The 24,442-nt window shown below is 72.4% G+C and carries 28 protein-coding genes and 3 pseudogenes; 16 read left to right on the plus strand and 15 right to left on the minus strand.

Annotated features, from left to right (window positions below; all coding sequences use genetic code 11):
* Position 1: 1 nt before the first annotated feature.
* From rpsN to rpmB, 3 genes are read right to left on the minus strand one after another with little or no spacing between them, the layout of a single operon-like run.
* Positions 2–307, minus strand: coding sequence for a 30S ribosomal protein S14 (gene rpsN / locus ACQPXB_RS25970; RefSeq protein WP_432844739.1), 306 nt, complete (start codon positions 305–307; stop codon positions 2–4).
* Complete coding sequence (gene rpmG / locus ACQPXB_RS25975; RefSeq protein WP_003091682.1) at positions 307–474, minus strand: 50S ribosomal protein L33; 168 nt, start codon at positions 472–474, stop codon at positions 307–309. Before rpmG ends, rpsN begins: the two co-directional genes overlap by 1 nt.
* The gene (rpmB, locus tag ACQPXB_RS25980) at positions 475–711 is read right to left on the minus strand and encodes a 50S ribosomal protein L28 (RefSeq protein ID WP_432844740.1); all 237 of its coding nucleotides are present in this window, start codon (positions 709–711) and stop codon (positions 475–477) included.
* 78 nt (positions 712–789) lie between these two features.
* Here rpmB and mrf point away from each other — a divergent pair, with 78 nt between their 5' ends.
* From mrf to ACQPXB_RS26020, 8 genes are all read left to right on the plus strand, one after another.
* Complete coding sequence (mrf, locus tag ACQPXB_RS25985) at positions 790–2,049, plus strand: ribosome hibernation factor-recruiting GTPase MRF (RefSeq protein WP_432844741.1); 1,260 nt, start codon at positions 790–792, stop codon at positions 2,047–2,049.
* Entirely contained in the window at positions 2,046–2,309 is a 264-nt protein-coding gene (locus tag ACQPXB_RS25990; protein ID WP_366576310.1) for a type B 50S ribosomal protein L31, read from the plus strand. Before mrf ends, ACQPXB_RS25990 begins: the two co-directional genes overlap by 4 nt.
* Positions 2,309–2,467, plus strand: coding sequence for a 50S ribosomal protein L32 (gene rpmF, locus ACQPXB_RS25995; protein ID WP_220240910.1), 159 nt, complete (start codon positions 2,309–2,311; stop codon positions 2,465–2,467). The genes ACQPXB_RS25990 and rpmF overlap by 1 nt, the downstream gene beginning before the upstream one ends.
* Positions 2,464–3,558 carry a GTP-binding protein gene (locus ACQPXB_RS26000; RefSeq protein ID WP_432844742.1) on the plus strand — a complete coding sequence of 365 codons (1,095 nt, stop codon included), beginning with the start codon at positions 2,464–2,466 and terminating at the stop codon, positions 3,556–3,558. Before rpmF ends, ACQPXB_RS26000 begins: the two co-directional genes overlap by 4 nt.
* A 215-nt stretch (positions 3,559–3,773) precedes the next feature.
* A complete protein-coding gene (locus ACQPXB_RS26005; RefSeq protein WP_366576314.1) occupies positions 3,774–4,217 on the plus strand; it encodes a MarR family winged helix-turn-helix transcriptional regulator in 444 nt (147 codons plus the stop codon).
* Positions 4,214–5,941 (plus strand): MFS transporter, encoded by a 1,728-nt coding sequence (locus tag ACQPXB_RS26010; protein ID WP_366576316.1) that lies wholly within the window; start codon positions 4,214–4,216, stop codon positions 5,939–5,941. Before ACQPXB_RS26005 ends, ACQPXB_RS26010 begins: the two co-directional genes overlap by 4 nt.
* On the plus strand, positions 5,938–6,681 hold the full coding sequence (locus tag ACQPXB_RS26015; protein ID WP_366576318.1) for a dienelactone hydrolase family protein: 744 nt from the start codon (positions 5,938–5,940) through the stop codon (positions 6,679–6,681). The genes ACQPXB_RS26010 and ACQPXB_RS26015 overlap by 4 nt, the downstream gene beginning before the upstream one ends.
* Positions 6,682–6,708: 27 nt before the next feature.
* Positions 6,709–6,981 (plus strand): DUF6295 family protein, encoded by a 273-nt coding sequence (locus ACQPXB_RS26020; protein WP_220240918.1) that lies wholly within the window; start codon positions 6,709–6,711, stop codon positions 6,979–6,981.
* Between the two features lie 40 nt (positions 6,982–7,021).
* Here the strand turns inward: ACQPXB_RS26020 and ACQPXB_RS26025 are convergent, their stop codons facing one another.
* The 4 genes from ACQPXB_RS26025 to ACQPXB_RS26040 form a co-directional block, all read right to left on the minus strand.
* On the minus strand, positions 7,022–8,431 hold the full coding sequence (locus ACQPXB_RS26025) for a pyridoxal phosphate-dependent decarboxylase family protein (protein WP_432844743.1): 1,410 nt from the start codon (positions 8,429–8,431) through the stop codon (positions 7,022–7,024).
* Positions 8,428–9,747, minus strand: coding sequence for an MFS transporter (locus ACQPXB_RS26030; protein ID WP_432844744.1), 1,320 nt, complete (start codon positions 9,745–9,747; stop codon positions 8,428–8,430). The genes ACQPXB_RS26025 and ACQPXB_RS26030 overlap by 4 nt, the downstream gene beginning before the upstream one ends.
* 134 nt (positions 9,748–9,881) lie before the next feature.
* Positions 9,882–10,907: an LLM class F420-dependent oxidoreductase gene (locus ACQPXB_RS26035; RefSeq protein ID WP_432844745.1), complete on the minus strand. Its 1,026-nt coding sequence runs from the start codon at positions 10,905–10,907 to the stop codon at positions 9,882–9,884.
* Positions 10,908–10,922: 15 nt separating this feature from the next.
* Entirely contained in the window at positions 10,923–11,849 is a 927-nt protein-coding gene (locus ACQPXB_RS26040; protein WP_432844746.1) for an oxygenase MpaB family protein, read from the minus strand.
* 90 nt (positions 11,850–11,939) lie between these two features.
* On the opposite strand from ACQPXB_RS26040, the gene ACQPXB_RS26045 reads away from it, so the two are divergent.
* On the plus strand, positions 11,940–12,536 hold the full coding sequence (locus ACQPXB_RS26045) for a TetR/AcrR family transcriptional regulator (protein ID WP_432844747.1): 597 nt from the start codon (positions 11,940–11,942) through the stop codon (positions 12,534–12,536).
* Between the two features lie 2 nt (positions 12,537–12,538).
* Here ACQPXB_RS26045 and dmpG read toward each other — a convergent pair whose 3' ends face one another.
* Entirely contained in the window at positions 12,539–13,585 is a 1,047-nt protein-coding gene (gene dmpG, locus ACQPXB_RS26050) for a 4-hydroxy-2-oxovalerate aldolase (protein WP_432844748.1), read from the minus strand.
* Entirely contained in the window at positions 13,582–14,484 is a 903-nt protein-coding gene (locus ACQPXB_RS26055; protein ID WP_432844749.1) for an acetaldehyde dehydrogenase (acetylating), read from the minus strand. The genes dmpG and ACQPXB_RS26055 overlap by 4 nt, the downstream gene beginning before the upstream one ends.
* Before the next feature lie 41 nt (positions 14,485–14,525).
* On the opposite strand from ACQPXB_RS26055, the pseudogene ACQPXB_RS26060 reads away from it, so the two are divergent.
* The 6 genes and pseudogenes from ACQPXB_RS26060 to ACQPXB_RS26085 form a co-directional block, all read left to right on the plus strand.
* Positions 14,526–14,888 (plus strand): annotated as a pseudogene (locus ACQPXB_RS26060) (helix-turn-helix domain-containing protein); the annotation flags it as partial.
* Positions 14,889–14,907: 19 nt separating this feature from the next.
* Positions 14,908–15,029 (plus strand): annotated as a pseudogene (locus ACQPXB_RS26065) (IclR family transcriptional regulator domain-containing protein); the annotation flags it as partial.
* 72 nt (positions 15,030–15,101) lie between these two features.
* Positions 15,102–15,284, plus strand: a pseudogene (locus ACQPXB_RS26070) (IclR family transcriptional regulator domain-containing protein); the annotation flags it as partial.
* Positions 15,285–15,404: 120 nt separating this feature from the next.
* Entirely contained in the window at positions 15,405–17,249 is a 1,845-nt protein-coding gene (locus ACQPXB_RS26075; protein ID WP_432844750.1) for a glycosyl transferase, read from the plus strand.
* Positions 17,250–17,269: 20 nt separating this feature from the next.
* Positions 17,270–18,130: a DUF4397 domain-containing protein gene (locus tag ACQPXB_RS26080; RefSeq protein WP_432844751.1), complete on the plus strand. Its 861-nt coding sequence runs from the start codon at positions 17,270–17,272 to the stop codon at positions 18,128–18,130.
* Positions 18,120–18,746, plus strand: coding sequence for a class F sortase (locus ACQPXB_RS26085; RefSeq protein ID WP_366576338.1), 627 nt, complete (start codon positions 18,120–18,122; stop codon positions 18,744–18,746). Before ACQPXB_RS26080 ends, ACQPXB_RS26085 begins: the two co-directional genes overlap by 11 nt.
* 1 nt (position 18,747) lies before the next feature.
* On the opposite strand, the gene ACQPXB_RS26090 is transcribed toward ACQPXB_RS26085, so the two are convergent.
* The 6 genes from ACQPXB_RS26090 to ACQPXB_RS26115 form a co-directional block, all read right to left on the minus strand.
* Positions 18,748–19,911, minus strand: a complete 1,164-nt coding sequence (locus tag ACQPXB_RS26090) for an LLM class flavin-dependent oxidoreductase (RefSeq protein ID WP_366576340.1) — start codon at positions 19,909–19,911, stop codon at positions 18,748–18,750.
* Positions 19,908–20,933 carry an ABC transporter substrate-binding protein gene (locus ACQPXB_RS26095; RefSeq protein WP_432844752.1) on the minus strand — a complete coding sequence of 342 codons (1,026 nt, stop codon included), beginning with the start codon at positions 20,931–20,933 and terminating at the stop codon, positions 19,908–19,910. The genes ACQPXB_RS26090 and ACQPXB_RS26095 overlap by 4 nt, the downstream gene beginning before the upstream one ends.
* Positions 20,920–21,648 (minus strand): ABC transporter ATP-binding protein, encoded by a 729-nt coding sequence (locus ACQPXB_RS26100; protein WP_432844753.1) that lies wholly within the window; start codon positions 21,646–21,648, stop codon positions 20,920–20,922. The genes ACQPXB_RS26095 and ACQPXB_RS26100 overlap by 14 nt, the downstream gene beginning before the upstream one ends.
* Positions 21,633–22,466, minus strand: coding sequence for an ABC transporter permease (locus tag ACQPXB_RS26105; RefSeq protein ID WP_432844754.1), 834 nt, complete (start codon positions 22,464–22,466; stop codon positions 21,633–21,635). The genes ACQPXB_RS26100 and ACQPXB_RS26105 overlap by 16 nt, the downstream gene beginning before the upstream one ends.
* A gap of 263 nt (positions 22,467–22,729) precedes the next feature.
* Positions 22,730–23,440: an MBL fold metallo-hydrolase gene (locus ACQPXB_RS26110; RefSeq protein WP_432844755.1), complete on the minus strand. Its 711-nt coding sequence runs from the start codon at positions 23,438–23,440 to the stop codon at positions 22,730–22,732.
* 17 nt (positions 23,441–23,457) lie between these two features.
* The gene (locus tag ACQPXB_RS26115) at positions 23,458–23,970 is read right to left on the minus strand and encodes a DinB family protein (RefSeq protein ID WP_432844756.1); all 513 of its coding nucleotides are present in this window, start codon (positions 23,968–23,970) and stop codon (positions 23,458–23,460) included.
* 40 nt (positions 23,971–24,010) lie between these two features.
* On the opposite strand from ACQPXB_RS26115, the gene ACQPXB_RS26120 reads away from it, so the two are divergent.
* Positions 24,011–24,427: a barnase inhibitor gene (locus tag ACQPXB_RS26120; protein ID WP_432844757.1), complete on the plus strand. Its 417-nt coding sequence runs from the start codon at positions 24,011–24,013 to the stop codon at positions 24,425–24,427.
* Positions 24,428–24,442 lie beyond the last annotated feature (15 nt).

Genomic DNA, 24,442 nt, shown 5'->3' on the forward strand with positions numbered 1-24,442 from the left:
CTCACCAGCTCGACTTCGAGACGCCGGGCAGCTCGCCGTTGTGCGCCATCTGCCGCATGCGCACGCGCGAGAGGCCGAACTTGCGCAGGTAGCCGCGCGGGCGGCCGTCGGCGGTGTCGCGGTTGCGGAGGCGCGTGGCGCTCGCGTCGCGCGGCATCAGCTGCAGCGCCACCACGGCGTCGGCCTTGTCCCGCGCCGACGAGTGCGGCGAGGCGATCACGGCCTTGAGCGCCCGCCGCTTCTCGACGTAGCGGGCGGCGATCACCTTCCGCTGCTCGTTCTTCGCGATCTTCGACTTCTTCGCCATCAGCGCTCTTCCTTGAACTCGACGTGCTTGCGCGCCACGGGGTCGTACTTGCGCAGGACCATCCGGTCGGGGTCGTTGCGCCGGTTCTTCTTCGTCACGTACGTGTAGCCGGTGCCCGCGGTGGACCGCAGCTTGATGATCGGCCGGACGTCGGTGCTCTTCGCCATCTAGAGCTTCACCCCCTTCGCGGCCAGCTCCGCGACAACCGCGTCGATCCCGCGCTTGTCGATCGTCTTCATGTCCTTCGCCGACACCTTGAGCCGCACCGTCCGGCCGAGGCTCGGCACGAAGTAACGGCGGGTCTGCAGGTTCGGCTCCCAGCGCCGTGAGGTGCGGCGGTGCGAGTGCGAGACCTGCTTGCCGTAGCCCGGCTTGCGGCCGGTGACCTGGCACACGGCTGACACGGACCCTCCCGAGTTGATAGTGATATTCGTTTTCAATTACGCTGGCCACCGTACCCCGTCCCGTCGACTGGAGCTTCAGTGACCCCACACCCGCGTGTCCCGCTCGTGCTCGTCAGCGGGCTCGCCGCCGAAGGCAACGACGAGCTCGCCGAACTGCTGCGCCGCGCCGGCCCCGGCGTCGCCGTGGTCCACCACGACCTGCGGCAGATCGGCAGCGGCATCGTCCGCAGGCGGATCCGCCTCGGCCCCCGAGACCAGCTCACCGCGCTGGAGCTCGCCCACGGCTGCGTGAACTGCACGCTGCGCGAAGACCTCCTGCCGCTGCTTCGCCGCCTCGCCCGGCGGCCGGAGGTGGACCGGATCGTGCTGCGCCTCGACGAGGCGATGGAGCCGGAGCCGGTGAGCTGGGCGATCGCCAACGTGCTGGTCGGCGACCGGCCCGTGAGCGACGACGTCGAGATCGAGGCCGTGTTCACCACCGTCGACCGCGCCACTTGGCTCACCGACGCGTCCGGCGACGAGCTGCTCCTGGAACGCGGCCTGCTCGGCTCCCCCGAGGACGAGCGGAGCGTCGCGCAGGTCGCGCTCGCGCAGGTGGAGTTCGCCGACGTGCTGGTGCTGGCGGGCGAGGTGCCCGACGCGTGGTGCGCCGCGAAGACCGCCGCCGTGCTCGACCGCGTCGCACCCTCGGTCCCCCGCGTCGTCCTGAAGGGCGCGAACGCCGGGCTGCTGTTCGCCGCCGTGCCCGCGGACTCGCGGCGCGGCGAGGTCGTCGACCTGCACGGCGCGCTCCTGCGGGGCCAGCCGCCGCTGCACGCCGACTGCGGGATCGAGGTCCTCACGTTCACCTCGCAGCGGCCGTTCCACCCCGAGCGCCTCCACGAGGCGATCGACACGCTGCTGGGCGGCGTGATCCGCACCCGCGGCCGCGCGTGGGTCGCGAGCCAGCCCGACATCGCGTTCTGGCTCGAGTCGGCCGGCGGCGGCCTCGCGATCGGGCACGCCGGCCCGTGGCTCGCCTCGCCCGACGGCCCCGACTGGGCCGACGTCTCCGCGGAACGCCGCACGCTCGCGTCGCTGCGCTGGCACCCGGTGCACGGCGACCGCGCGCAGGAGCTCGTGGTGGTCACGGACCTGGTGCCACCCCGGGAAATCGAGGAGGCACTGCACGCCGCGCTGCTCACCGACGCCGAGCTGGCGGGGGGAGAAGCTGCCTGGCGCAGCTACCCCGACCCGTTCGGCGAGTGGCACGAGGACCCGTGCGAGGCGACCGAAACCGACGAAGAAGACGAAGAGCGGCACGTCAACGCCGCGAACCGGAAGGAAGACCCGCAGTGAAACCCGGCATCCACCCCGACTACCACCCCGTGGTGTTCCGCGACTCGGCCACGGGCGACGCGTTCCTCACCCGCTCCACCGTCACGTCCGACCGGACGATCGAGTGGAGCGACGGCAACACCTACCCGCTCGTGGTCGTGGACATCAGCTCGTGGTCGCACCCGTTCTGGACGGGCAACCAGCGGATCGTCGACTCCGCGGGCCAGGTCGAGAAGTTCCACCGCCGCTACGGCCGTCGCGAGAAGGGCGGTGCGCGCTGATGGCCGTGCCGAAGCGGAAGAAGTCCCGCAGCAACACCCGCGCGCGCCGGGCGCAGTGGAAGGCGGCGGTGCCCGACCTGGTGCCGATCACGGTGGACGGCGAGCGCAAGCTCGTGCCGCGCCGCCTGATCAAGCACTTCCAGCGGCTCGACCGGTGAGCGTGCCCGTCACCGTCCTGTCGGGCTTCCTCGGCGCGGGCAAGACCACGCTGCTCAACCACATCCTCGCCAACCGCGAAGGCCTGCGGGTGGCGGTGATCGTGAACGACATGAGCGAGGTCAACATCGACGCCGCGCTCGTGCGCGACAGCGTCTCCCGCACCGAGGAGCGCCTGGTCGAGCTGACCAACGGCTGCATCTGCTGCACCCTGCGCGAGGACCTGCTCGACGAGGTCGCGCGCTTGACCGCCGACGGGCGGTTCGACCACGTGCTCATCGAGTCGAGCGGCATCTCCGAGCCGATGCCGGTCGCCGCCACGTTCTCCTTCCCCGGCGACGACGGCACGCCGGCACTGTCCGGCGCGCGGCTGGACACGATGGTGACCGTCGTCGACGCCGTGAACTTCGGCCGCGAGCTGGCCGGCGGCGACTCGCTGGCCGAACGCCGCCTGGACCAGTACGAGGGCGACGAGCGCACGGTCAGCGACCTGCTCGTGGACCAGGTCGAGTTCGCGGATGTGCTGCTGCTCAACAAGACCGACCCCGTCTCCCCCGCCGAGGCCGGCCGGCTCGCGGCGGCGCTGCGCCGGCTCAACCCGGGCGCCGACGTCGTGACCGCGGAGTTCGGGCGGGTGCCGCTCGGGCGCGTGTTCGGCACCGGCCGCCACGACCCGCTGCGCGCGCAGCAGGCTCCGGGCTGGGTCGCGGAGCTCAACGGCGACCACGTGCCGGAGACCGAGGAGTACGGGATCTCCAGCGTCGTGTTCCGCGCCGGGCGGGCGTTCGACCCGGTGGCGCTGTGGGACTTCGTCACGACCCGCCTCGACTCGGGCGAGTTCGGCACCGTGCTGCGCTCCAAGGGGTTCTTCACGCTCGCGTCGCGACCGGGCGTGCTCGGCCTGTGGTCGCAGGCGGGCGCGGTGGCGCGGTTCGAACCACAGGGCGTGGCCGAAGCGCCGCAGCAGGAGCTGGTCTTCATCGGCGTCGGGCTCGCCGGCGACCCGCTGCTGGCCGCGCTCGAGGCCTGCCTCACCGACGAACCGGTGGCAGCGGACCCCTTCCCCGAGTGGGAGCCCGTGCACGTCCACTGAGGACAGACGGTTTCGAAGGCCGCGCGACCCGCGTCACAGGTCGCGCGGCCTTCGTGTTCCCGGGAGTTCCTTGATCGTTCACCACCCGGCGTGATCATGCTGTTCGGGCCGGGTCCACGCCGGACACACCCCCGTCTGAACTGGGCGATTCGGTGCGGTTAGGGGTGTTTCGCGAAGGTTGATCAACCCAGGTTTATCAGTCTAGGTTGATTAATGTGCCGGATCGGATCAGCAAGGATCTCGTGGAGGCCGCCGCCGACCTGAGGGTCGCGCTCGGGCGGCTCGTGCGGCGGATGCGGCAGGGCTACGTGGCCGGCGAGGCCACGCTTTCGGAGAGCTCCGTGCTCTCGCGGCTCGACCGCGACGGGCCCTCGACGCCCGGCTACCTGGCCGAGCAGGAGCGGGTGAAGCCGCAGGCCATGGGCGTCACCCTGGCCGGGCTCGTCGAACGCGGGCTCGTGAGCCGCAGCCCCGACGCCGCCGACGGCCGCCGCGTCCTGATGTCCGTGACGGCCACCGGCCGAAAACTCCTGACCGACCGGCGTTCCCTCAGCACCCAGCGCGTCGCCCAGGCCCTGGCCGGCGGCTTCAGCGCCGAGGAACGCCACCGACTGCTCGAGGTGATCCCGTTGCTCGAACGCCTGGCGGACGAACTGTGACGACCACGGCCACCAGCCGCGGCGACCGGTACAAGTGGGTCGCCCTCTCCAACACCACTCTCGGCGTGCTCATGTCGACCCTCGACGGGTCGATCGTGATCATCTCGCTGCCCGCCATCTTCCGCGGCATCGGGCTCGACCCGCTCGCGCCGGCCAACATCGGCTACCTGCTCTGGATGATCCTGGGCTACCTGCTGGTGTCCGCGGTCCTCGTGGTCACCCTCGGGCGCCTCGGCGACATGTTCGGCCGCGTGAAGATGTACAACGTCGGGTTCGTGATCTTCAGCGTCGCCTCGGTGGCGCTGTCGTTCGACCCGTTCCACGGCGGCCAGGGCGCGCTGTGGCTGATCGGCTGGCGCATCGTCCAAGCCGTCGGCGGGTCGATGCTCACGGCCAACTCGGCCGCGATCCTCACCGACGCGTTCCCGCGCGAACAGCGCGGCATGGCACTGGGCATCAACCAGATCACCGCGCTGGCCGGGCAGTTCCTCGGCCTCGTCGTGGGTGGTCTGCTCGCCGAGATCGACTGGCGCGCGGTGTTCTGGGTGAGCGTGCCGTTCGGCATCCTCGGCACGGTGTGGTCGATCCGCAGCCTGCGCGAGATCGGCAAGCCGCGGCGGGCGCGCGTCGACTGGGGCGGCAACATCACCTTCGCGCTCGGCACCGGTGTGCTGCTCGCGGCGATCACCTACGGCATCCAGCCCTACGGAAACGCGGCCACCGGCTGGGGCAACCCGTGGGTGCTCGGCGGCATCGGCGCCGGCGTGCTGCTGCTCGTGGTGTTCGGCGTGATCGAGTCGCGGGTGAAGGACCCGATGTTCAAGCTCTCGCTGTTCCGGATCCGGGCGTTCAGCGCGGGCAACCTCGCGGCGCTGCTCACGGCGATCGCGCGCGGCGGCATGCAGTTCATGCTCATCATCTGGCTGCAGGGCATCTGGCTGCCCCTGCACGGCTACGAGTACGAGAAGACGCCGCTGTGGGCGGGGATCTACCTGCTGCCGCTCACCGTCGGGTTCCTCATCGCGGGCCCGGTGTCGGGCTACCTGTCCGACCGGTTCGGCGCGCGGCTGTTCTCGACCGGCGGGCTCGTGCTCGTCGCGGCGGCGTTCCTCGGTCTGCTGGCGCTGCCCGTGGACTTCTCCTACCCCGTGTTCGCGGCGCTGCTGGTGCTCAGCGGGATCGGGCAGGGCATGTTCTCGGCGCCCAACACCTCGGCGATCATGAGCAGCGTCCCCGACCACCAGCGCGGGGTCGCCTCCGGCATGCGCTCGACGTTCCAGAACTCCGGCACGGCGCTGTCGATCGGCGTGTTCTTCTCACTGATGATCGCGGGGCTGGCCGGTTCGCTGCCGGCCACGCTCACCGGCGGGCTGCAGGCCCACGGTGTACCCGCCGACGTCGCGGCGACCGTCGCCCAGCTGCCGCCCGTGAGCACGCTGTTCGCGGCGTTCCTCGGCAGCAACCCGGTGGCGCACCTGCTCGGCCCGGGTGTCCTTTCCGGACTGTCGCCGAGCGACTCGGCGGCGCTGACCGGCAAGGAGTTCTTCCCGCAGCTGATCTCCGGCCCGTTCCACAACGGACTGGTCACCGTCTTCACGGCGGCCGCCGTGATGGCGCTCGTCGCGGCCCTCGCCTCGGTGTCGCGCGGCAAGCGCTACTTCCACCCCGACCTCGCCCCGCGCGCGGGCGAGCAACGCAGCACCCCGGACAAGGAGAACGGATGAACGACACGCTCACCGCCGGCACCGTCACGATCACCGGCCACGGCGGTGACGAGATCGAGGCGTACCTGGCGCGCCCGCTCGACCCCGCTCCGCGCGGCGGCGTCGTGGTGATCCACCACATGCCCGGCTACGACCCGGCCACCAAGGAGATCGTGCGCCGCTTCGCCGCCGAGGGGTTCTCGGCGCTGTGCCCGAACCTGTACTCGCGCGAGGCGCCGGGCGCGAGCCCGGACGACGCGGCCGCGACCGTCCGCGCCAACGGCGGCGTGCCCGACGAGCGCCTGGTCGGCGACGTCGAGGGCGCGGCCGCGTACCTCAAGAACCTGGACAACGCCAACGGCAAGATCGGCGTGATCGGCCACTGCTCCGGCGGCCGCCAGACGTTCCTCGTCGCGTGCTCGACCCAGGTCGACGCGGCCGTGGACTGCTACGGCGCCTTCGTGGTCAACGAGCCGCCGGCCGGCATGCCCGCGTCGATGAAGCCGCTGCTGGGCCTCGCGCCGCAGCTGTCGGCCCCGCTGCTCGGCCTCTTCGGCGCCGACGACCAGTATCCCGGGCCCGAGGAGACCGCGAAGCTCGCCGCCGAGCTCGACCGCCTCGGCAAGGAACACGAGTTCCACACCTACGACGGCGCCGGCCACGCGTTCTTCGCCGTCGACCGCCCGAGCTACCGGCCGGAGGCCGCCGTGGACGGCTGGGCCAAGATCCTCGACTTCTACGGCCGGCACCTCGCGGCCTGACCCCGCCCTTCAGGAAGGACGTTTCCCATGTGCACCTACCTCACCGAGAAGTTCGCCGTGGAGGGCAGCGGCAAGAGCGCGACCGGCTGGCACAGCGTCAACGAAGCCACCGTCTACGTCGACCACCCGACGCACGCCCGCTTCGCCCACACCGTGAACATCGACTTCCGCAACCCGGCGATGGGCCCGGCCGCACGCGTCGCGCTGGAGCTGACCGAAGAGGACGCCCTCGCCCTCGCCGACGCGATCCACACCGCCCTGGCCTCGGCGCCGGCCGGCTTGGCTTCCCGCAACCAGTAGGTCGCACCGGCTGTCCCGGGTCGATGCCCGGGGCAGCCGGTCAGGGTGTGTACAGCGCGCCCAGGAATTCCAGCAGCAGGCGCTCCCGCAGGGGTTCCGCCGCGGTGGCCAGGAGCGCGTTGATCGGGGCCATCCGCTCGGGCAGGCCGGCGTCGCCGACGAGGCCGGCGGCGGTGAGCAGGCCCGCGAACTGGTCGGCCGTCAGGGTTTGCGGGTCGAGGGCCGCCACGAAGGCGGCCACGGCCGGGTCCACCGGGGTCGGGCCGGTTTCGCGGGCCGCGGCGACCGAGGTGGTCAGGTCGGCGAGGAACTCGGCCTCGCTGCCGTGGTTCGCGGCCGTGATCGTGAGGTGCAGGTTCAGCGGCGAGTGGCCGTGGGCGAACTGCGGCTGCACGTACCAGCCGCGCACCTTCATCTCGTCCGCGACGGTGAACAGGTCGAAGCCGTCGTCCGCGGCCGTGAAGGCGATCAGCGTCGAGTCCGGGTCGCCCAGGATGCGCAGGCCCGCGACGGCCGAGACGCCGGCGCGGATGCGCGCGACCGCCGAGCGCGTCACCTCCGCGAGACGCAGGTAGCCGTCTTCGCCCAGGTGGTTCACCACGGCCCACGCGGCCGCGAGCGGGCCGCCCGAGCGCGTGCTCTGCAACGTCGGGTTGAGCATCGTGTAGCCCGGCCAGGCCGCGCTGGCGAAGTAGTGCGTTCGGCGCAGCTCGGCGTTGGCGTGCAGCAGCACGGAGACGCCCTTGGCGCAGTAGGCGTACTTGTGCAGGTCCACGGAGATGCTCGTGACCCCCGGCACGCGGAAGTCGAACGGCGGCACGTCGGCACCCAGGCGAGCGAAGTACGGCAGCACCCAGCCGCCGATGCACGCGTCCACGTGCATGCGCACCCCGCGCGAAGCCGCGGCGGCCGCGATCTCCGGGATCGGGTCGACCACACCGTGGGCGTAGGACGGCGCGCTCGCCACGACGAGCACGGTGGACTCGTCGATCGCCGCCGCCATCACGGAAGGCACCGCCCGGAAGGTCTCCGGGTCCACCGGCACCACGATCTTGCGCAGCCCGAACAGGTGCGCCGCCTTGTGGAACGCGGCGTGCGCGGTGTCGGGCAGCACGATGCTCGGCGCGGTGATCTCCGGCCGGGCGTCGCGCGCGGCCAGCACCGCGAGCAGGCACGACTCCGTCCCGCCGGACGTCACCGTGCCGACGGTTTCCGCCGTGCCGCCCAGGAGCCCGGCCGCGCGTCCGACGAGGTCGTTCTCCAGGCGCAGCAGGCTCGGGAACGCCGTGGGGTCCAGCCCGTTGGCCGACGACGCGAGCGCGTGCGCGGCCGCCGCGATCTCGTCCACTTCGGACAGACCGCTGTCGTAGACGTAGGCGAGCGTGTGCCCGCCGTGCGTCGGCAGGTCGCCCGCGCGCAGCTCCCGCAGCTCGGCCAGGACGTCGGTCACCGCTGCGGCTCCACCGGCCGCGGCTCGAGCACCTTGCGGCGCAGCAGCGGGATCGCCAGCGCGATGAGCACGGCGGGCAGCACCGAGGAGCCCACGGTGATGGCCGTGATCGCCGACGACGGCTGCGCGGTCGTCGCGTCGGTGCTCGACACGTAGCCACCGGCCTGCAGCACCAATCCGAACAGGCCCGGGCCGAGCGCCAGCCCCAACGTCTCCGAGGCCGTCCACACGCCGGCCGTGATGCCCGCGCGGGTCTCTCCGGTGCGTTCCTCTTCGGCGCTGATGAGGTCGGGCAGGATCGCCAGCGGGAACACGGAGATCCCGGCGTACCCGATGCCCGCCAGCGCCACGAACACCATCGTCACCGCGAACGGGATGTCCTTGGCGAAGAGGATCCCGAGGAGACCGACGGTGAAGGAGACCGTCGCGATGCGGAAGCCCACGAGCTTGCCCCAGCGCTTGCCCAGCCGCGGCCACAGCGGCATCGTGATCAGTGCCGGGCCGACGAAGCCCACGAACAGCACCGTGCGATAGCTGGGGTCGCCCAGCACGTGCTCGGCGAAGTACGGGATCGCGGCGAGCACCGTGCCGATGCCCAGCGCCTGGATGAAGTACGAGCCCATCAGCCAGCAGAACGGGCGCCACTGCGCGATCGTGCGGATCAGCTGCTTGAAGCTCACGGCGTTCGGCCGCAGTGAGCCGACGGGCGCGCCGCGCAGACCGAAGTAGACACCCAGGGTGGCGAGCAGGATGATCACGGCCATCACCAGGCCCATCACCCGGTAACCGGCCACACCTTCGAGGATGTCGGTGATCGCCGGGGCCGCGCCGCCGGACACGAGGATCGCCACGGCCAGCACGCCGATGCGCACGCTGGTGAGCTTCGTGCGTTCCTCGGCCGAGTCCGTGAGCTCCGCCGGCAGCGCGTTGAACGGCACCTGGAAGAACGCGTACGCGGTGGCACACAGGAAGAACACGATCACCACGTAGGTCGCGTCGATCGCGGGCTTGCCGAACCCGGGGTGCGCGAACAGCGCGAAGAACAGCACCGCGACCCCGACGCCCCCGCCCAGCAGGAACCGCCGCCGGCTGCCGGTGCGCACGACGTCCGCGTCGGACATGCGGCCCGCGATCGGGTTGAAGATCACGTCCCAGGCTTTCGGCACGAACACGATCACGCCGGCCGCCGCGGCGGGCACCGCCATCGTGTCCGTGAGGTAGGGCAGGAGCAGCAGACCCGGCACGGTGCCGAAAGATCCGGTGACGAACGAGCCGAGCGAGTAGCGGAAACGCGTCCGGCGGGGCAGCGGCGCCAAGGGTCCTCCTCGAGGGCGGTCCGACGAACGCAATGCCTAGTGGATCTTCGCCGTTCCCCGGTAGTGGTCGGGGGGAATCGTGCCACCGTCGTAATGCACCGCGAGTACCGGGCCGACCTCGCCCCGTGCCCTGCTCACGACAGAGCTTCGGCCACCTTCGTCAGCGATCCCGCGTCGCCGCGCAGCAGCAGCGTCGTGACCACTGTGTCCTCCCAGGCAGCGAGCTCCTCGCGGATCTTCGCGGCCGGGCCGACGAGCGAGGTGTCCTCGACGAGCGACGTCGGGATCGCGGCGACGGCCTCGTCCTTGCGCCCCGCGAGGTAGAGCTCCTGCACCTTGTCGGCCACCTCCTCGTAACCCAGGCGTGCGAACACGTCGTGGTGGAAGTTCACGGCCTTGGCGCCCATGCCGCCGATGTACAACGCGAGCGCCGGCTTGATCCAGCTCGCCGCCTCCTCCACGTCGTCGTGGACGATCACCGGCACCGACGCGGGCACCTCGAAGTCCTCGGGTTTGCGCCGGGCACCCGGCCGGGCGAACCCCTCGGCGAGAGCCTTGCGGTAGAACGCGTCGGCCTTGGGCGAGAAGAACAACGGCAGCCAGCCGTCGCAGATCTCGGCCGACAGCGCGACGTTCTTGGGTCCCTCGGCCGCGAGGTAGATCGGGAGGTCGGCGCGCAGCGGGTGCACGGTCGGCTTGAGCGCCTTGCCCAGCCCGGCACCACCCTGCAGCGGCAGCTGGTAGAACTGCCCGTCCAGCGTCACGGGCGCCTCGCGCGCCAGCACCTGCCGGATGATCCCCACGTACTCGCGCGTGCGGGCGAGCGGCTTCGGGTACGGCTGGCCGTACCAGCCCTCCACCACCTGCGGGCCCGATGCGCCGAGCCCGAGCACGAACCGGCCGCCGGAGAGGTAGTCGAGCGTCAGCGCCGTCATCGCGGTGGCTGTGGGCGTGCGCGCGGACATCTGCACGATGTTGGTGCCGAGCTTCACGCGGCTGGTCGACGCGCCGGCCCAGGCGAGCGGGGTGAACGCGTCGGAGCCGTAGGCCTCCGCCGACCACACCGAGTCGAACCCGAGGCGCTCGGCCTCGAGCACGGCCTCCAGCGCGCCCGGCGTCGGGCCGCTCCCCCAGTACCCGAGGTGGTAACCCAGCTTCATGCAGCCCTCCGTGCTTCAGATGTTCGGCGAGTAGTGCTCGGGATTCCCGCGCTCCCCGACGGGCGGCAGGTTCCTCCGTGGAGTGTCGACCACGGGCGCGTCCGCGGCCACCGCACCCCTCGCCCGCCGCCAGCCGGCGCGCGCCCGCGGGTGGTAGCGGCGGTCGTGCGGCACGAGGGAGAACACCGCGTTGATCGCGCGCCCGGCGAAGCGGTGCCGGCGTTCGTCGCGAGCGGTCCAAGTGAAGCCGAGAAGGTCGCGGATCTCCGGGTCGTACAGCCCGACCGTGAGCCACACGAACTGCTTCGCGATCACCGCCGAGACCGGCCGCCACAGCACGCCGGGCAGCCACGGCAGGAACGGCGGTTTCGCGATGCCGCGCAGATCCAGGACGTCGCGGGTGGCCTTGTTGTCCTCCAGCACCTCGGCGCACATGTGCTTCCAGTACCGCCGGAAGTCCTCCCAGGACTCGGGGACCGGACGCATCGTCAGGTCGTACATGCGCCACCAGCGCACGTGTTCGTCGAACAGCCTGCGCTTGTCCTCCTCGCCGATGCCGCCCATGAAGTTCTCGGCGATGAGGATCGTGCTGACGAAGAACGTGGCGTGGGCCCAGTAGAAGGTGTCCGGGTCGAGCGCGTGGTAGCGGCGGCCTTGCGCGTCGACGCCTTTGATCCGGTTGTGGTAGCCGCGCACTTCGAGCGCCGTCCGGTGGGCGCGCGGGCCGTCGTAGACCACGCCGCCGATCGGGTAGAGCGAGCGGAACAGCCGCTGCCAGCGTTCCTCGAAGAACCGCGAGTGCTGCTCGACGCCGGCGCCGAGACCCGGGTGCATGTTCTGCATCGACCCGGCCCACAGGGCGATCAGCAGCCCGCGCCAGTCGCCGAAGTAGCGCCACGTGAGCGAGTCCGGTCCCAGCGGTTCGGGTTCCTCCCCCGGCATGGCGGCTCCCTGCGATCGTGCCGATGAACTGACTACGCCTGTTGTCAGGTTAGGATGTGACAACAGGCGTGGTCAACTACGGGAGTGGGTATGCCGGGCCGCACGTGGGCGGGCACGACGCTGGACGATCGGAAGGCGGCGCGGCGGGACCAGCTGGTCGCCGCGGGCCTCGACCTGCTCGGCACCGAGGGCTCCGCCGCGGTCAGCGTGCGCGCGGTCTGCCGCCAGGCCCACCTGACCGAGCGCTACTTCTACGAGAGCTTCACCGACCGCGAGGAGCTCGTCGCGGCCGTGTACGAGCACGTCGGCGAGCGGGCGCGGGAAGCTTTGGTCGACGCGATCCGCGACGCACCCGATCCGCGGCAGCGGGCGGAACGCGCGGTGCGGGCGTTCGTGGCCCTCATGGTCGACGACCCGCGCCAGGGCCGCGTGCTGCTGCTCGCGCCCCTGACCGATCCCGCGCTGACCCGCCGCGGCCTGCACCTGCTGCCGGCGTTCGCGGCGCTCGTCGGCGAACAGCTCTCGCACGGCGACGAGACCGACCGGCAGCTCGTGTCGATCGGGCTGGTCGGCGCACTGAGCAACGTGTTCATCGCCTACCTCGACGGCACGCTGCGGGTGAGCCGGGACCGGCTCGTGGCCCACTGCGTCCGGCTGGTGCTCGGGGCGGACGAGTTCGGCCTTTGAGCTCATGTGGCTCGTTCCGCCCGCAGCCGCAACGCGATGTCGATGATCAGGTCCTCCTGGCCGCCGACGTACCGCTCCGCGCCCACGCGGTAGAGGATCTCGTGCGCCGGCACGCCGTAGCGCTCCGCCGCGCGTTCGGCGTGGAGCAGGAAACTCGAGTACACACCGGCGAAGCCCTGCACGATCGACGAGCGGTCCATCACCGGCAGCCGGGTCAGGTACTTCTTCACGACGTTCTCGGCCGCGGCCATCAGCACGTCCTTGTCGACGCCGGTCGGAATCACGAGCCGCTCGAACGTCGCCGCGAGCACCTCCGTCGGCGAGTTCCCTGCGCCCGCGCCGAGGGCGGCGAGCGAGCCGTCGATCTGCCGCGCGCCGGCCCGGTGGGCGAGCACGGAGTTGGCGACGCCGAAGCTGAGGTTCTGGTGCCCGTGGTAGCCGACCTGCGCGTCGTCGCCCAGCTCCGCGACGAGGGCGGCGACGCGATCGGCCGCTTCTTCGAGGATGAGCGCGCCCGCGGAGTCGACCACGTACACGCACTGGCAGCCGGCGTCGGCCATGATCCGGGCCTGCTTCGCGAGGTCGTCCGGGGCCGACCGGTGCGCCAGCATCAGGAATCCCACGGTTTCCAGGCCGAGGTCACGGGCTGCACCGAAGTGCTGCACGGACACGTCGGCTTCCGTGCAGTGGGTCGCGATGCGGGCGGCGCCGGCGCCGAGGTCCGCCGCGGCACGCAGGTCGGTGACGGTGCCGAGGCCGGGCAACAGGAGCACGGCGATCTTCGCGTGCTTCGCCTCGTCGACGGCCGCGGCGATCAGCTCGCGTTCGTCGGTGCCGGAGAAGCCGTAGGTGAAGGTCGAACCACCGAGGCCGTCGCCGTGGGTCACCTCGATGAGCGGGATCCCGGCGTCGTCGAGCGCGCGGACGGTGTCGCGCACCTGGCGTTCGGTGAAGCGGTGGGCCATGGCGTGGCTGCCGTCGCGCAAGGTGGTGTCGACCAGTCGCACCGGCGGGTTCCTGGCGGGCTGGTTCCCGAGGGGCGCGCTCATGCCGTCACCAGTTCCGCGGCCACCAGGTCGCCGACGCGGGCCGCGGCGGCCGTCATGATGTCGAGGTTGCCGGCGTAGGTCGGCAGGTAGTCGCCGTTGCCCGCGACTTCGAGGAATACGCCGACGCGCGCGACGCCGTTCCACTCGGGACGCGGCGGATCGAACTGCGGATCGGCTTTGAGCGTGTAGCCGGGCACGTACCGGCGGACCTCGTTGACCATCCGGTGGATCGAGTCCGTGATCGCCGCGAAGTCCGCGTCGGGGCCGACCGCGCAGAACACGGTGTCGCGCATGATCATGGGCGGGTCCATCGGGTTGATGACGATGATTGCCTTGCCCTTGACGGCGCCGCCGACCTGTTCGAGCCCGCGCGCGGTGGTTTCGGTGAACTCGTCGATGTTCGCGCGCGTGCCCGGTCCGGCCGAGCGCGAGGACACGGACGCGACGATCTCCGCGTACGGCACCGGCGTCACGCGGGCGACGGCGTGCACGATCGGGATCGTCGCCTGGCCGCCGCAGGTGATGAGGTTGAGGTCGGGCACGTCGAGTCGCTCCGGCGGAGTCACGGCGGGGCAGGTGAACGGGCCGACGGCCGCGGGCGTCAGGTCGATCGAGCGGATGCCGGCCTCGGCGTAACGCGGCGCGTGCGCGAGGTGCGCTTTCGCCGACGTCGCCTCGAAAACGAGCTGCGGCAGTTCGCCTTGGCGCAGGAGCCAGTCGACCCCGTCCGCCGACGTCTCCAGGCCGAGCTTCGCCGCGCGGGCGAGCCCGTCGGACGCCGGGTCGACGCCGACCATGTACCGCACGTCGATCTTCTCGCTGCGCCGCAGCTTCGCGAGCAGGTCCGTGCCGATGTTGCCGGGGCCGACGATCGCTGCCGTCACCTTGCGTTCCGCCATGTTTTCCGACGGTCCTCGCCGCGGCGGTGCACACTCAACCCGTGCGTACCACTGGACGGAACGGCGCCGAAGGCCTCGTCGCCTCGCGCGTCGCGGCGATCCTGGGTGCCTTCCGCCCGGGCGACGACACCGTCGGCGTGTCGGAGCTGGCGCGGCGGACGGGGCTCGCGAAGACGACCGTGCACCGCCTGACCCGCCACCTCTGCGACACCAGCCTGCTCGAACCCGACGGCAGCGCGCTGCGGCTCGGGCTGCGGCTGTTCGAGATCGGCCAGCTCGCGATCCGCCGCCGCGGTCTGGTCGAGGCCGCGCGGCCGTCGCTGGCCGACCTGCGCGAGGCCACGCGCAACACCGTGCACCTCGCCATGCTGGAGGGCACCGAGGTGGTCTACCTCGACGTGCTGCGGGGTCCGGACGCCCCGGATGTGCCCGTCGCGCATCGGCGGCCGCTTCCCGGCCCACGCCACCGGCGTCGGCAAGGCCATCCTCGCGTTCTCGCCGGAACCGTCGGTGGCACAGGTGATCGACGCCGGTCTCCCCCGCATCAGCCGGCGCACCATCACCGCACCGGGGTTGCTGCGCCGCCAGCTCGCGCGCGTCCGCGCCGAGGGCGTCGCGTTCGAACGCAGGAGTCCGGCGTCGGAGTGGTCTGTGCCGCGAGTCCGCTGCTCGACGCCGCGGGCACGGCGGTCGCGGCGATCTCCATCACCGGCTGGGCGACGAGGATGCGCACGGAGCGTGTCGCCCCGGCGGTGCGCACGGTCGCGCTCGCGTTGTCGCGGTCGTTTGTCCAGACCTGAATGGCCTGAGCAGTCGGAAAAATTCGTGCTGCACAACGAGTTACGCCGGGGTTAGGCCGTTCGGATGACCTCCGGCGCACAGGTCTGGTCTCGTGATTCTCCGTAACTACGATCGTCCGGATGGCCCAGCAGAGCTGGGGGATCACGTTCCCGGGCCGGTCCCCCGCGCCGATTTCCCGAGGCCGCGGCGATCCCGCCGCGGCGGACGGAACCCGCCTGCTGTCGCTCGATCTCCTCCTGGGCCTGCTCGCCCTCGCGGGCGGTCTGCGCGTGGTCTACCTCGCCGCGACCACGCCGGCGCTGCCCGGGGAAGCCACGACTGTCGCCCGCGCCTACGCCCTCGGCCACCTCACGGCGTTCGGTGGTTCGACCACGGCCGGCGTGAGCCCGTTCGGGCAACTCCAGCTCGCCGGGTACACGATGCTTTCCCACGCCTTCGACCGCGCGGCGACCCCGGCCGCCGCGGTGCGCGAGGCGATGGTCGTCGCCGCGGTGGTGACGACGGTGCTGCTGTGGCTGCTCGCCCGTCGGCTCGGCCTGCCGCGCTGGGCGGGCCTGCTCGCCGCGGTGCTGTTCGCCGGGTCGCCGCTGGCGATCGGGCTGCAGCACGTGGTGGTCGTCGAGCACCTGGCGGTGATGTGGGCGCTGGCCGGCCTGTGCCTCGTCGCCGCTCCGCTCCGTGCCGCGAACGAAACCGGCGACCACAGTGGACCGGCGCCCCGCTCGCCCGGCGAGGACGTGCTGGGCGCGGGCTGCCTGTTGGCCGCCGTGCTGACCTCACCGCCGGCGTTGCTCCTCCTGCCCGCCGCGGGCTGGCTGCTGCTGCGCCGTGCCCCGGCACGGGCCGGGCTGGTCGCGGTGGTGGTGAACCTCGGCCTCGGCGTCGCCTTCGGCCCGCTGGCGGCGTGGTTACGCCCTGTCCTCGCCACGGGCGGCGAGCCGGCCCTGCCCCGGTGGCTGGTGTTCGACCCGGCGCTCACGGCGGTGTCGGTGCTCGCGTTGATCGCCGGTCTGTTCGTGGCGACGGTACGGCCGCTCGCGGTGTCGGGTTTGCTCGTGGCCGGTCTGCTCACGGTCCCGGATCTGCCGGCCACTGCGGTGCTGGCCCTGCTGCTGCCCCTCACGCCGCTGGTCGCGGCCGGGGTGGCGCACGCCGTGGTCGCGGCGCACCACGAACCGGAGCACCGGCGCGCGCCCGCACGGCCCGCGGCCGGCGTCGCCGTGGGCGTGGTGGTCCTGACGGCGGCGTTCGGGCTGAGCTGGGCCCGCGGGTTCACCGCGCTGCGCCCCGGGCCCGCCGGCGCGGACCCGGCCGTCGAGGCCCGGACCTGGTTGCAGGCCAACGCCGCGGGCTCCCGCGTGCTCGTCGACGACACCACCTGGACCACGCTGGCGGCCGGCGGCTGGCCGACCGGGCTGCTCGTCACGGCGGCCGGCGCGAACCCGCCGCCCGACTGGGCCGCGCTCACCCCATCGGCGCTCGCCCGGACGTCCACAGTGGACTCTCCTGACGCGGCGGCGGTGTTCGGCAACGGCGCGGGACAGGTCACCGTCGCCCGGCTCGGGCCGCCCGTGCTCGCGCCGGAGCAGAACGGCGAGAAGACCGCGCGGGCCCTCGCGGGCGCCGCGCTCACCAGGTCCGGACGCGTGAACTGCGTGCCGGAAACGCGGGCCGTGCTCAGCCGGGGCGATCTCGATCCCCGGCTGATCTCGACGCTGGCGGCGTTCGCGTCGCAGCAGCCGGTGCGGGTGGCGGCGTTCCCGCCCGTGCCCGGGGAAGACGCGGCGGGGCAGCCGCGCCGGCAGGTGCTCGTCACCGGCGCCGACGACACGGCCACTCGCTTCTACGCCGGGCAGCGCGCCGTGTTCCGCCCGGCCTCGGTCGTGCGGACGGCCGGCGGCGTGCTCGTCACCTACCCGCCGTTCGCCCCGCCCGGCCTGCTCACCTCGTTCACCGCACCCTGATCCTCCGAAAGGTCCCTCCGATGCGTCTTCGAACCTTCCTGAGACCCGCCGGTCTCCTCGCGGCCGCCGGGCTGCTGCTGGGCACGATCGCTCCCGCCGCGGGCGCCGCCACCGGCCCCGGACCCGGCGTCGGCTGGATCCGCGTGGGGCACCTGTCGCCGGGGGTGCCGCCGGTCGACATCTACTTCGCGCCGTTCGGGCAACCCGAGAAGGTGGTGATCCGCAAGGCGGGCTACGGCGCCGTCACGCCGTACTCGTCGCTGGACCCGGGTCAGTACACGCTCTCGATGCGGCCCGCCGACGCCGCGCCGACGACCGCGCCCGCGCTCAGCGCCACGATCTCCGTGGAGCAGCAGAACGCCTACTCGCTGCTGGTGTTCGAGAACGGTCCGGACGGGACGCTGCACGGCAGCCTCGTGACCGACGACCTCACCGCGCCCGGTGCGGGCAAGGGCCGTGTGCGCGTGGTCGAGGGGTCGGCGGCACCCGCCCCGGTGACCGTCGGCGCGGCGGGCGGCATGGCACTCGCCACGAACGCGGCCTACGGCGACACGACGCCGTACGCCGAGGTGCCGGAAGGCACCGTCCCGGTGCAGCTGACGAGCGGCAGCGTCAAGGCGAACGCCGACGTCCCCGTGGCGGCCGGTTCGTCGACCACCTTGCTGGTGACGCAGGACAACGGCGCGCTGAGGGCGACCCCGATCTCCGACGGCGCCGGCCTGCCCAACCCGCCGAAGCTCGGCGTCGAGACCGGAGGCGGCGCCACCGCGTCCGGCGGCGACCACTCCGAACGGTGGTTCGCGGGCGGCGTCGGGCTGTTCCTGCTCGTGCTGGTGCTCACGCCGCTGGTCCGGCGGATTCGGGAAGGCCGTGCGCGCTGACCTGATCCGGGTGTGCTGCGCGGTCACGCTGGTCTGCGCCGCGTGCACGCCGGCACCGTCCACAGTGGTCCCGGCCGTGACGCCGGCCTCCGCTCAGCCCACCGCCACTGTGCCGACCTCGCCCGTTCCGACCGCGGGCAGTGTCGGACCGCTGCTTCCTTCGGCGGACGTGCGCCCGGTCCGCCTGACGATCCCGGCGATCGCGATCGACGTGCGCGGGCTGGTCCCGCTCGCCCTCGGCCCGGCGCACGAGCTGCGGGCGCCGGCAAGCTTCGCCGACGTCGGCTGGTACGCCGCCGGCCCGGCACCGGGTGATCCCGGGCCGGCGGTGATCGCCGCCCACGTGGACTCCCGGTCCGGGCCGGCGCCGTTCTTCCGCCTGCGCGAGCTTCGGCCCGGTGACGAGATCCGCGTCGAGCGCTCCGACGGCGCCGCCGCCCGCTTCGTCGTCGACGCCGTGCAGCGCTACCCGAAGGACGCTTTCCCGACCGACGCCGTCTACGGTCCCGCCCCGGGCGCCGCGTTGCGCCTGATCACCTGCGGCGGCGCGTTCGACGCCGCCGCGCGGTCCTATCGCGACAACGTGGTGGTCTACGCCTCGACCCGCTGGACCTGACCTACTGGGCCGCCGTCGCGCTCCGCTGCGCAAGCTCTTCCCGGAACCGCAGCACGGGCTCGCCGGCCAGGAGACCGCGCCGGGCCAGCGCCGGCCGCACGCCCTCGCCGAACCAGTACGCCTCCTCCAGGTGCGGGTAGCCGGACAGCACGAACTCCGAGACGCCGACCGCGTGGTACTCCTCGATGAGGTCGGCGATCTCCTCGTGGCTGCCGACCAGCGCCGTACCCGCGCCGCCGCGCACGAGGCCGATGCCGGCCCACAGGTGCGGGTGGATCTCGAGCCCGCGCGCGCCCGCGTCGAGGCGGCCGCCGTGCAACGCGACCATGCGGCGCTGGCCCTCGGACTCACTCGCCGCGAGTTGCGCCTGCGCCTGCGCGACCTGCGCCGGGTCGAGCGCGTCGAGCAGGCGCTGCGCTTCGGCCCACGCCTCCGCCGACGTGTCGCGCGCGATGGTGTGCAGGCGGACGCCGAACCGGACGGTCCGGCCCTCGGCCTCAGCCAGCGCGCGCACCTTCCCGATCTTCTCCGCGACCTGCGCGGGCGGCTCGCCCCACGTCAGGTAGACGTCGGCGTGACGCGCGGCCACCGGCAGCGCGGCGGGCGACGAGCCGCCGAAGTACAGCGGTGGCACCGGATCGGGCGCGGCCAGCGTCGTCGCGCCCGCGACTTCGAGGTGCTCGCCGGAGAAGTCGAACGGACGGCCCGACCACACGCCGCGCACGATCGTGAGGAACTCGTCGGTGCGGGCGTAGCGGGCGTCGTGGTCGTGCCAGTCGCCGAAGCGGCGCTGCTCCACCGCGTCGCCGCCGGTCACGATGTTGAGCAGCACCCGGCCCGACGACAGGCGCTGGAACGTGCCGGCCATCTGCGCGGCCAGCGTCGGCGAGATGACGCCGGGCCGGAACGCGACGAGGAACTTCAGCCGGCGCGTCTCGCGGATCAGCGCGGCCGTGGTGAGCCACGCGTCCTCGCACCACGTGCCGGTGGGCGTGAGCACGCCTTCGAACCCGAGCTGCTCGGCCGCCCGGGCGATCTGGGCGAGGTAGTCGAGGTCGGCCGGTCGCTGCGCGGCCCGGCCCAGGGACTTGTTGGCGTGGAAGCGTTCCACGATCGTGCGGCCGTCGCCGCTCGTCGGCAGGAACCAGTGCAGTTTCAGGCTCATCCGTTGCTCCTCACGGCTTCGATGTCGGGCCCGTAGCGGCGGTCGGCGAACGCCGCGAAGTCGACCTTCCCGGGCAGGGTGCCGTCTTCGGTGAAGGCGTCGGCCAGCTGCTGCTCCGAGGCGACGACCGAGTCGTCGAGCGGGATCGGCTCGTCGCGGCCGGCGGACACGGCCTTCTCCGCCACCGCGGGTTCCAGGCCGGTCTCGGCGGCCCACGCCTTCGCCCACGCGTCGCGGTGGGTGTTGGCCCACAGCTGCGCCTTGACCACGCGCTTCACGAAGTCCTGGATGGCGGAGTTGCGGCCCGGATCGGCGAGTGCGGCGGTGCTCGCGGTCTCGAACGCGAGCCCGTTGGAGCTGCCGCGGCCGTCGGAGAGCACGCGGGCGTGGGCGTCGAGCTGCGCCTGAGCCGTGTAGGGGTCCCAGATCGCCCACGCGTCCACCTGGTGCTGGGTGAAGGCCGCGTAGGCCTCGGACGGCTGCAGGAACGACAGCTTCACGTCCTTCGTGGACATCCCGGCGCGCTTGAGCGTGTTCAGCAGCTGCCCGTGGGCGGAGCTGCCCTTCGACACCGCGATCGTCTTGCCCCGCAGGGAAGCCACGTCCTTCAGCGGCGAGTCCGGCGGCACCAGGATGGCCTCGCGCTCGACGTTGCTCTTGGCGACGCTGACCACCGAGATCTTCGCCTTGGCCGCGGCCGCGAAGATGGGCGGCGTGTTGCCGACCCGGCCGATGTCGATCGCGCCGGCCGAGGCCGCTTCCAGCAGCGGCGGTCCGGACGTGAACGTGGACCACTCGATGCGGTAGGGCACGTCGGACAGCAGGTTCGCCGCCGTGAGCAGCGACTTCACCCCGCCTTTCTGGTCGCCGACGCGCAGCGTCACCTTCGCCAGGTCGGCCGCCGAAACGGGGGCGGGCACAGGCGCGGGGCCGGTCCCCGCTCCGGACGAGGAGCAAGCGGTGAGCCCGCCGAACAACAGCACCGCGGCTGCGGCGGCGCGGACGGTGTTACGCAGGTGCACCTTCGGTCACTCCCAGGTCGGCCAGCACGCGTGAGCGCACGTCGGCGTGGTCGGTGGCCGTCCGCGGCCGCGGGTGGCCGAGGACGTGTTCGGAGACGATGCGGCCCTCGTCGAGGACCAGCACGCGGTCGGCGAGCAGCAGGGCCTCGTCGACGTCGTGGGTCACGAGCAGCACCGCGGGTTCGTGCGTGCGCCACAGCCGTTCGACGAGCCGGTGCATCGCCAGGCGGGTCAAGGCGTCGAGCGCGCCGAACGGTTCGTCGAGCAGCAGCAGGTCCGGCTCGCGCACGAGCGCGCGGGCGAGCGAAACCCGTTGTGCCTCACCGCCGGACAGCGTCAGCGGCCAGTCGTCCTCGTGCCCGGACAGGCGCACTTCCTCGAGCGCCTGCTCGGCGACGCGGCGATCGCGCGAGTGGTTCCCGTCGTCGCGGCGCAGGCCGAGCACGACGTTGCGCCAGACCTTGCGCCACGGCAGCAGGCGCGGCTGCTGGAACGCGACCGACACGGTGCCCTCGACGTGCGCGGTGCCGTCGATCTCCCTGTCGAGCCCGGCGAGCACGCGCAGCAGCGTCGACTTGCCCGAGCCGCTCCGGCCGAGCAGCGCGACGAACTCGCCACGGCCGATCTCGAGCTCCAGTCCGTCGAGGACGGTCCGCTCGCCGAACCGTTTCGTCAGGTCGCGCACCGCGACCACCGGCGTCACGGGGCCAGCCATCGCAGCGCCCTCCGTTCCAGGAGCCGCACCAGCGCGTCGGTCACGAGGCCGAGGATCGCGTAGACGATCAGGCCGACGACCACGACGTCGGTGCGGAGGAATTCGCGGGCGTTGTTGATGAGGTAGCCCAGGCCGGCGTCGGCGTTCACGGTCTCGCCGACGATCAGCGCGAGCCACGCCAGCCCGAGCGACTGCCGCAAGCCCACCAGTGCCTGCGGCAGCGCGCCGGGCAGGATCACGTGCCACAGCCGTTCACCGCGCGTGAAACCCAGTGCCCGCGCCGCTTCCACCAGCCGGGCGTCGGCCGTGCGGATTCCCGAGTGGACGTTCAGGTAGAGCGGGAACGCGACCCCGAGGGCCACGAGCACGATCTTCGTCTCCTCGCCGATCCCGAACCACAGGATGAACAACGGGATCAGCCCGAGGAACGGCAGCGTCCGCAGCATCTGCACGGGTGGGTCGACCAGTGCCTCGCCCCAGCGCGACAGCCCGGCGACGATCCCGAGCAGCACGCCGACGACGGCGCCGAGCGCGAACCCCGCTCCGACCCGGCCGAGAGACACGACGAACGCGTTGCCCAGCTCGCCGGTGCGGGCGAGGTCGACCGCGCTGGTCAGCACCGTCCACGGGGCGCCGAGCTTCTCCGGTGGCAGCACGCCGGTGGAGCTCGCCAGCTGCCACGCGGCCACGAGCACGACCGGGCTGATCCAGCGCCGCAGGGAAATCCGGCGCCTGGCGGGTCGTTGCGCGGGCCTGGGCGGCCCGGTGGCTTCGGGTTTTCGGGCGCGCGTCAGCACACCCGTGGTGGAAATCGACACGGATTTCTCCCGGGTACGGGTTTTTGCTACGGGGAAAGGGGAAACGCTCAGCAGGAACGGCAGATCGCGCTCGCCTGGTGCCGGAGGTCGACGTGCAGGCGGCTCACGAGCAGCGCGCCGAGGTTCATGACCCGAGCTTCACCCGATCCGGCGGACCGCGTCAACAAAGCCCACGCCGGCTCCCAGGCACTGGAACCGGCACGGCGCTTGTGCCGCCTGTGCACGCCCGGAACGGCGCCGGCGATCCGAGGAGTGGGACGGCGTCAGGCGCCGAACATCCGGTGCCACTCGTCGAGCGAACGCGGCCGGAACACGAAGTTGGTGTCCTTCACGTGGGACAGCGCGGCCGACGGCTCGGCCGAGTACTGGTGGCCCGGGTAGACGACGGGGTCGCCGGGCAGCGTCGCGAGCCACTGGAGGCTGCGGTAGATCGCGTCGGCGTCACCGCCCGGGAAGTCGGTGCGGCCGCAGCCCTCGAGGAACAGCGTGTCGCCCGAGACGAGCCGGTCGCCGACGAGGAAGCACTGGCTGCCCGGCGTGTGGCCGGGGGTGTGCAGCAGCCGGATGTCGATCGCACCGACGCCGAGCACGTCGTCGTGGTCGTGCGCGCGCAGGTCGGTGCCGGACACGCCGGTCACGCGGCGGACCCACTCGGTCTCTTCGGTGTTGACGTGGATCGGCACCTGCTCGATCGCGAGCAGCTCGGCGATGCCGGGCAGCGAGAAGCCCATCATGTCGCCGCCGACGTGGTCGGGGTGGTGGTGCGTGGCGAGCACGCCGGTCAGGCGCATGCCGTCGTCGTGGAGCACCTGCACCAGGTCGCCCACCGCGTAGGCCGGATCCACGATCACGGCCTCACCCGACTCGCGGTCGCCGATCAGGTAGGCGAAGTTGACCATCTGCGTCGCGACCGGGTCCCCGACCGCGAAATCCCGGCCGGCGAGCAGTTGGCGGAAGTACAGCTGGTCTGCCATGGGCGCAGCCTATCGGCTCACTCCCCCACCTCACCGTCGGCCAGCTCGCGCAGCGCGTCGAGGTGCCCGACGTGGCGGGCGGTCTCCTGCACGACGTGGGCCAGCACCCACCGCACCGTGAACTCCCCACCCCGGCGCGTCCGGTCCCCGGGCGTGAGCCCCGCCAGCGCCGCCGCCGACTGCTCCCACTCCGCGCGGTAAGCGGCGACCACCGACGCCGGGTCGTCCTCGCCGGCCAGGTCCCAGCTCGGGTCCGGCGAACCGGCCCACAACGACGGCGCGTCGGCCCCACCGGCCTCGATCGAGAGCCACCACCGCTCGACGGCCGTCAGGTGCTTCACCACGCCGAGCGCACTCATCCGCGGCGAGCTCGGCAGCGGTGCCGCGGCCGCCTGCTCCCGGCTCAGGCCCGCGACCTTGTTCACCGCGGTCGCCCGCAGGAAGTCCAGGAACCGCAGCTGGACGGTCAGCTCGTCGCCGCTCAACGGGTCGGGCCAGGCCCGCTCGACCTTCGAACTCGTGTTCGACATGGCCGGCAGCCTACAACGCGGGGCATGGCATGCTGGCACCATGACCGGCCACGACGACCTTCCGGTCCTGGTCATCGACGGGTCCCGGTTCTCCGACTTCGCGGGCTTCACCCGCGAGTTCTCCGGGCTGCTCGACGGCTACCGCTGGCGAGGGAGTCTCGACGCGTTCAACGACGTGCTCCGGGGCGGCTTCGGCACCCCGGACGGCGGCTGGGTCCTGCGCTGGCTCGACTCACGGACGTCTCGGGCCGCGCTCGGTCACGAGGCGACGATCCTCCGGCTGACCGAGCTGCTCCGGACCTGCCACCCGTCGAACCGGCCCTCGATCGAGGCCAGGATCGCCGCCGCGCGGCGAGGTGCGGGCCCGACCCTGTTCGACGAGATCGTCGACATCATCCGCAACCACGGGCCGGGCGGTCGCGAAGCCGAGGACCGCGTCCTCCTCGAGCTGGCCTGAGGGCGCCTCCGCCGG

Origin of the sequence: Amycolatopsis sp. CA-161197 (genome assembly GCF_050942255.1) — a bacterium.
GTDB lineage: Bacteria > Actinomycetota > Actinomycetes > Mycobacteriales > Pseudonocardiaceae > Amycolatopsis.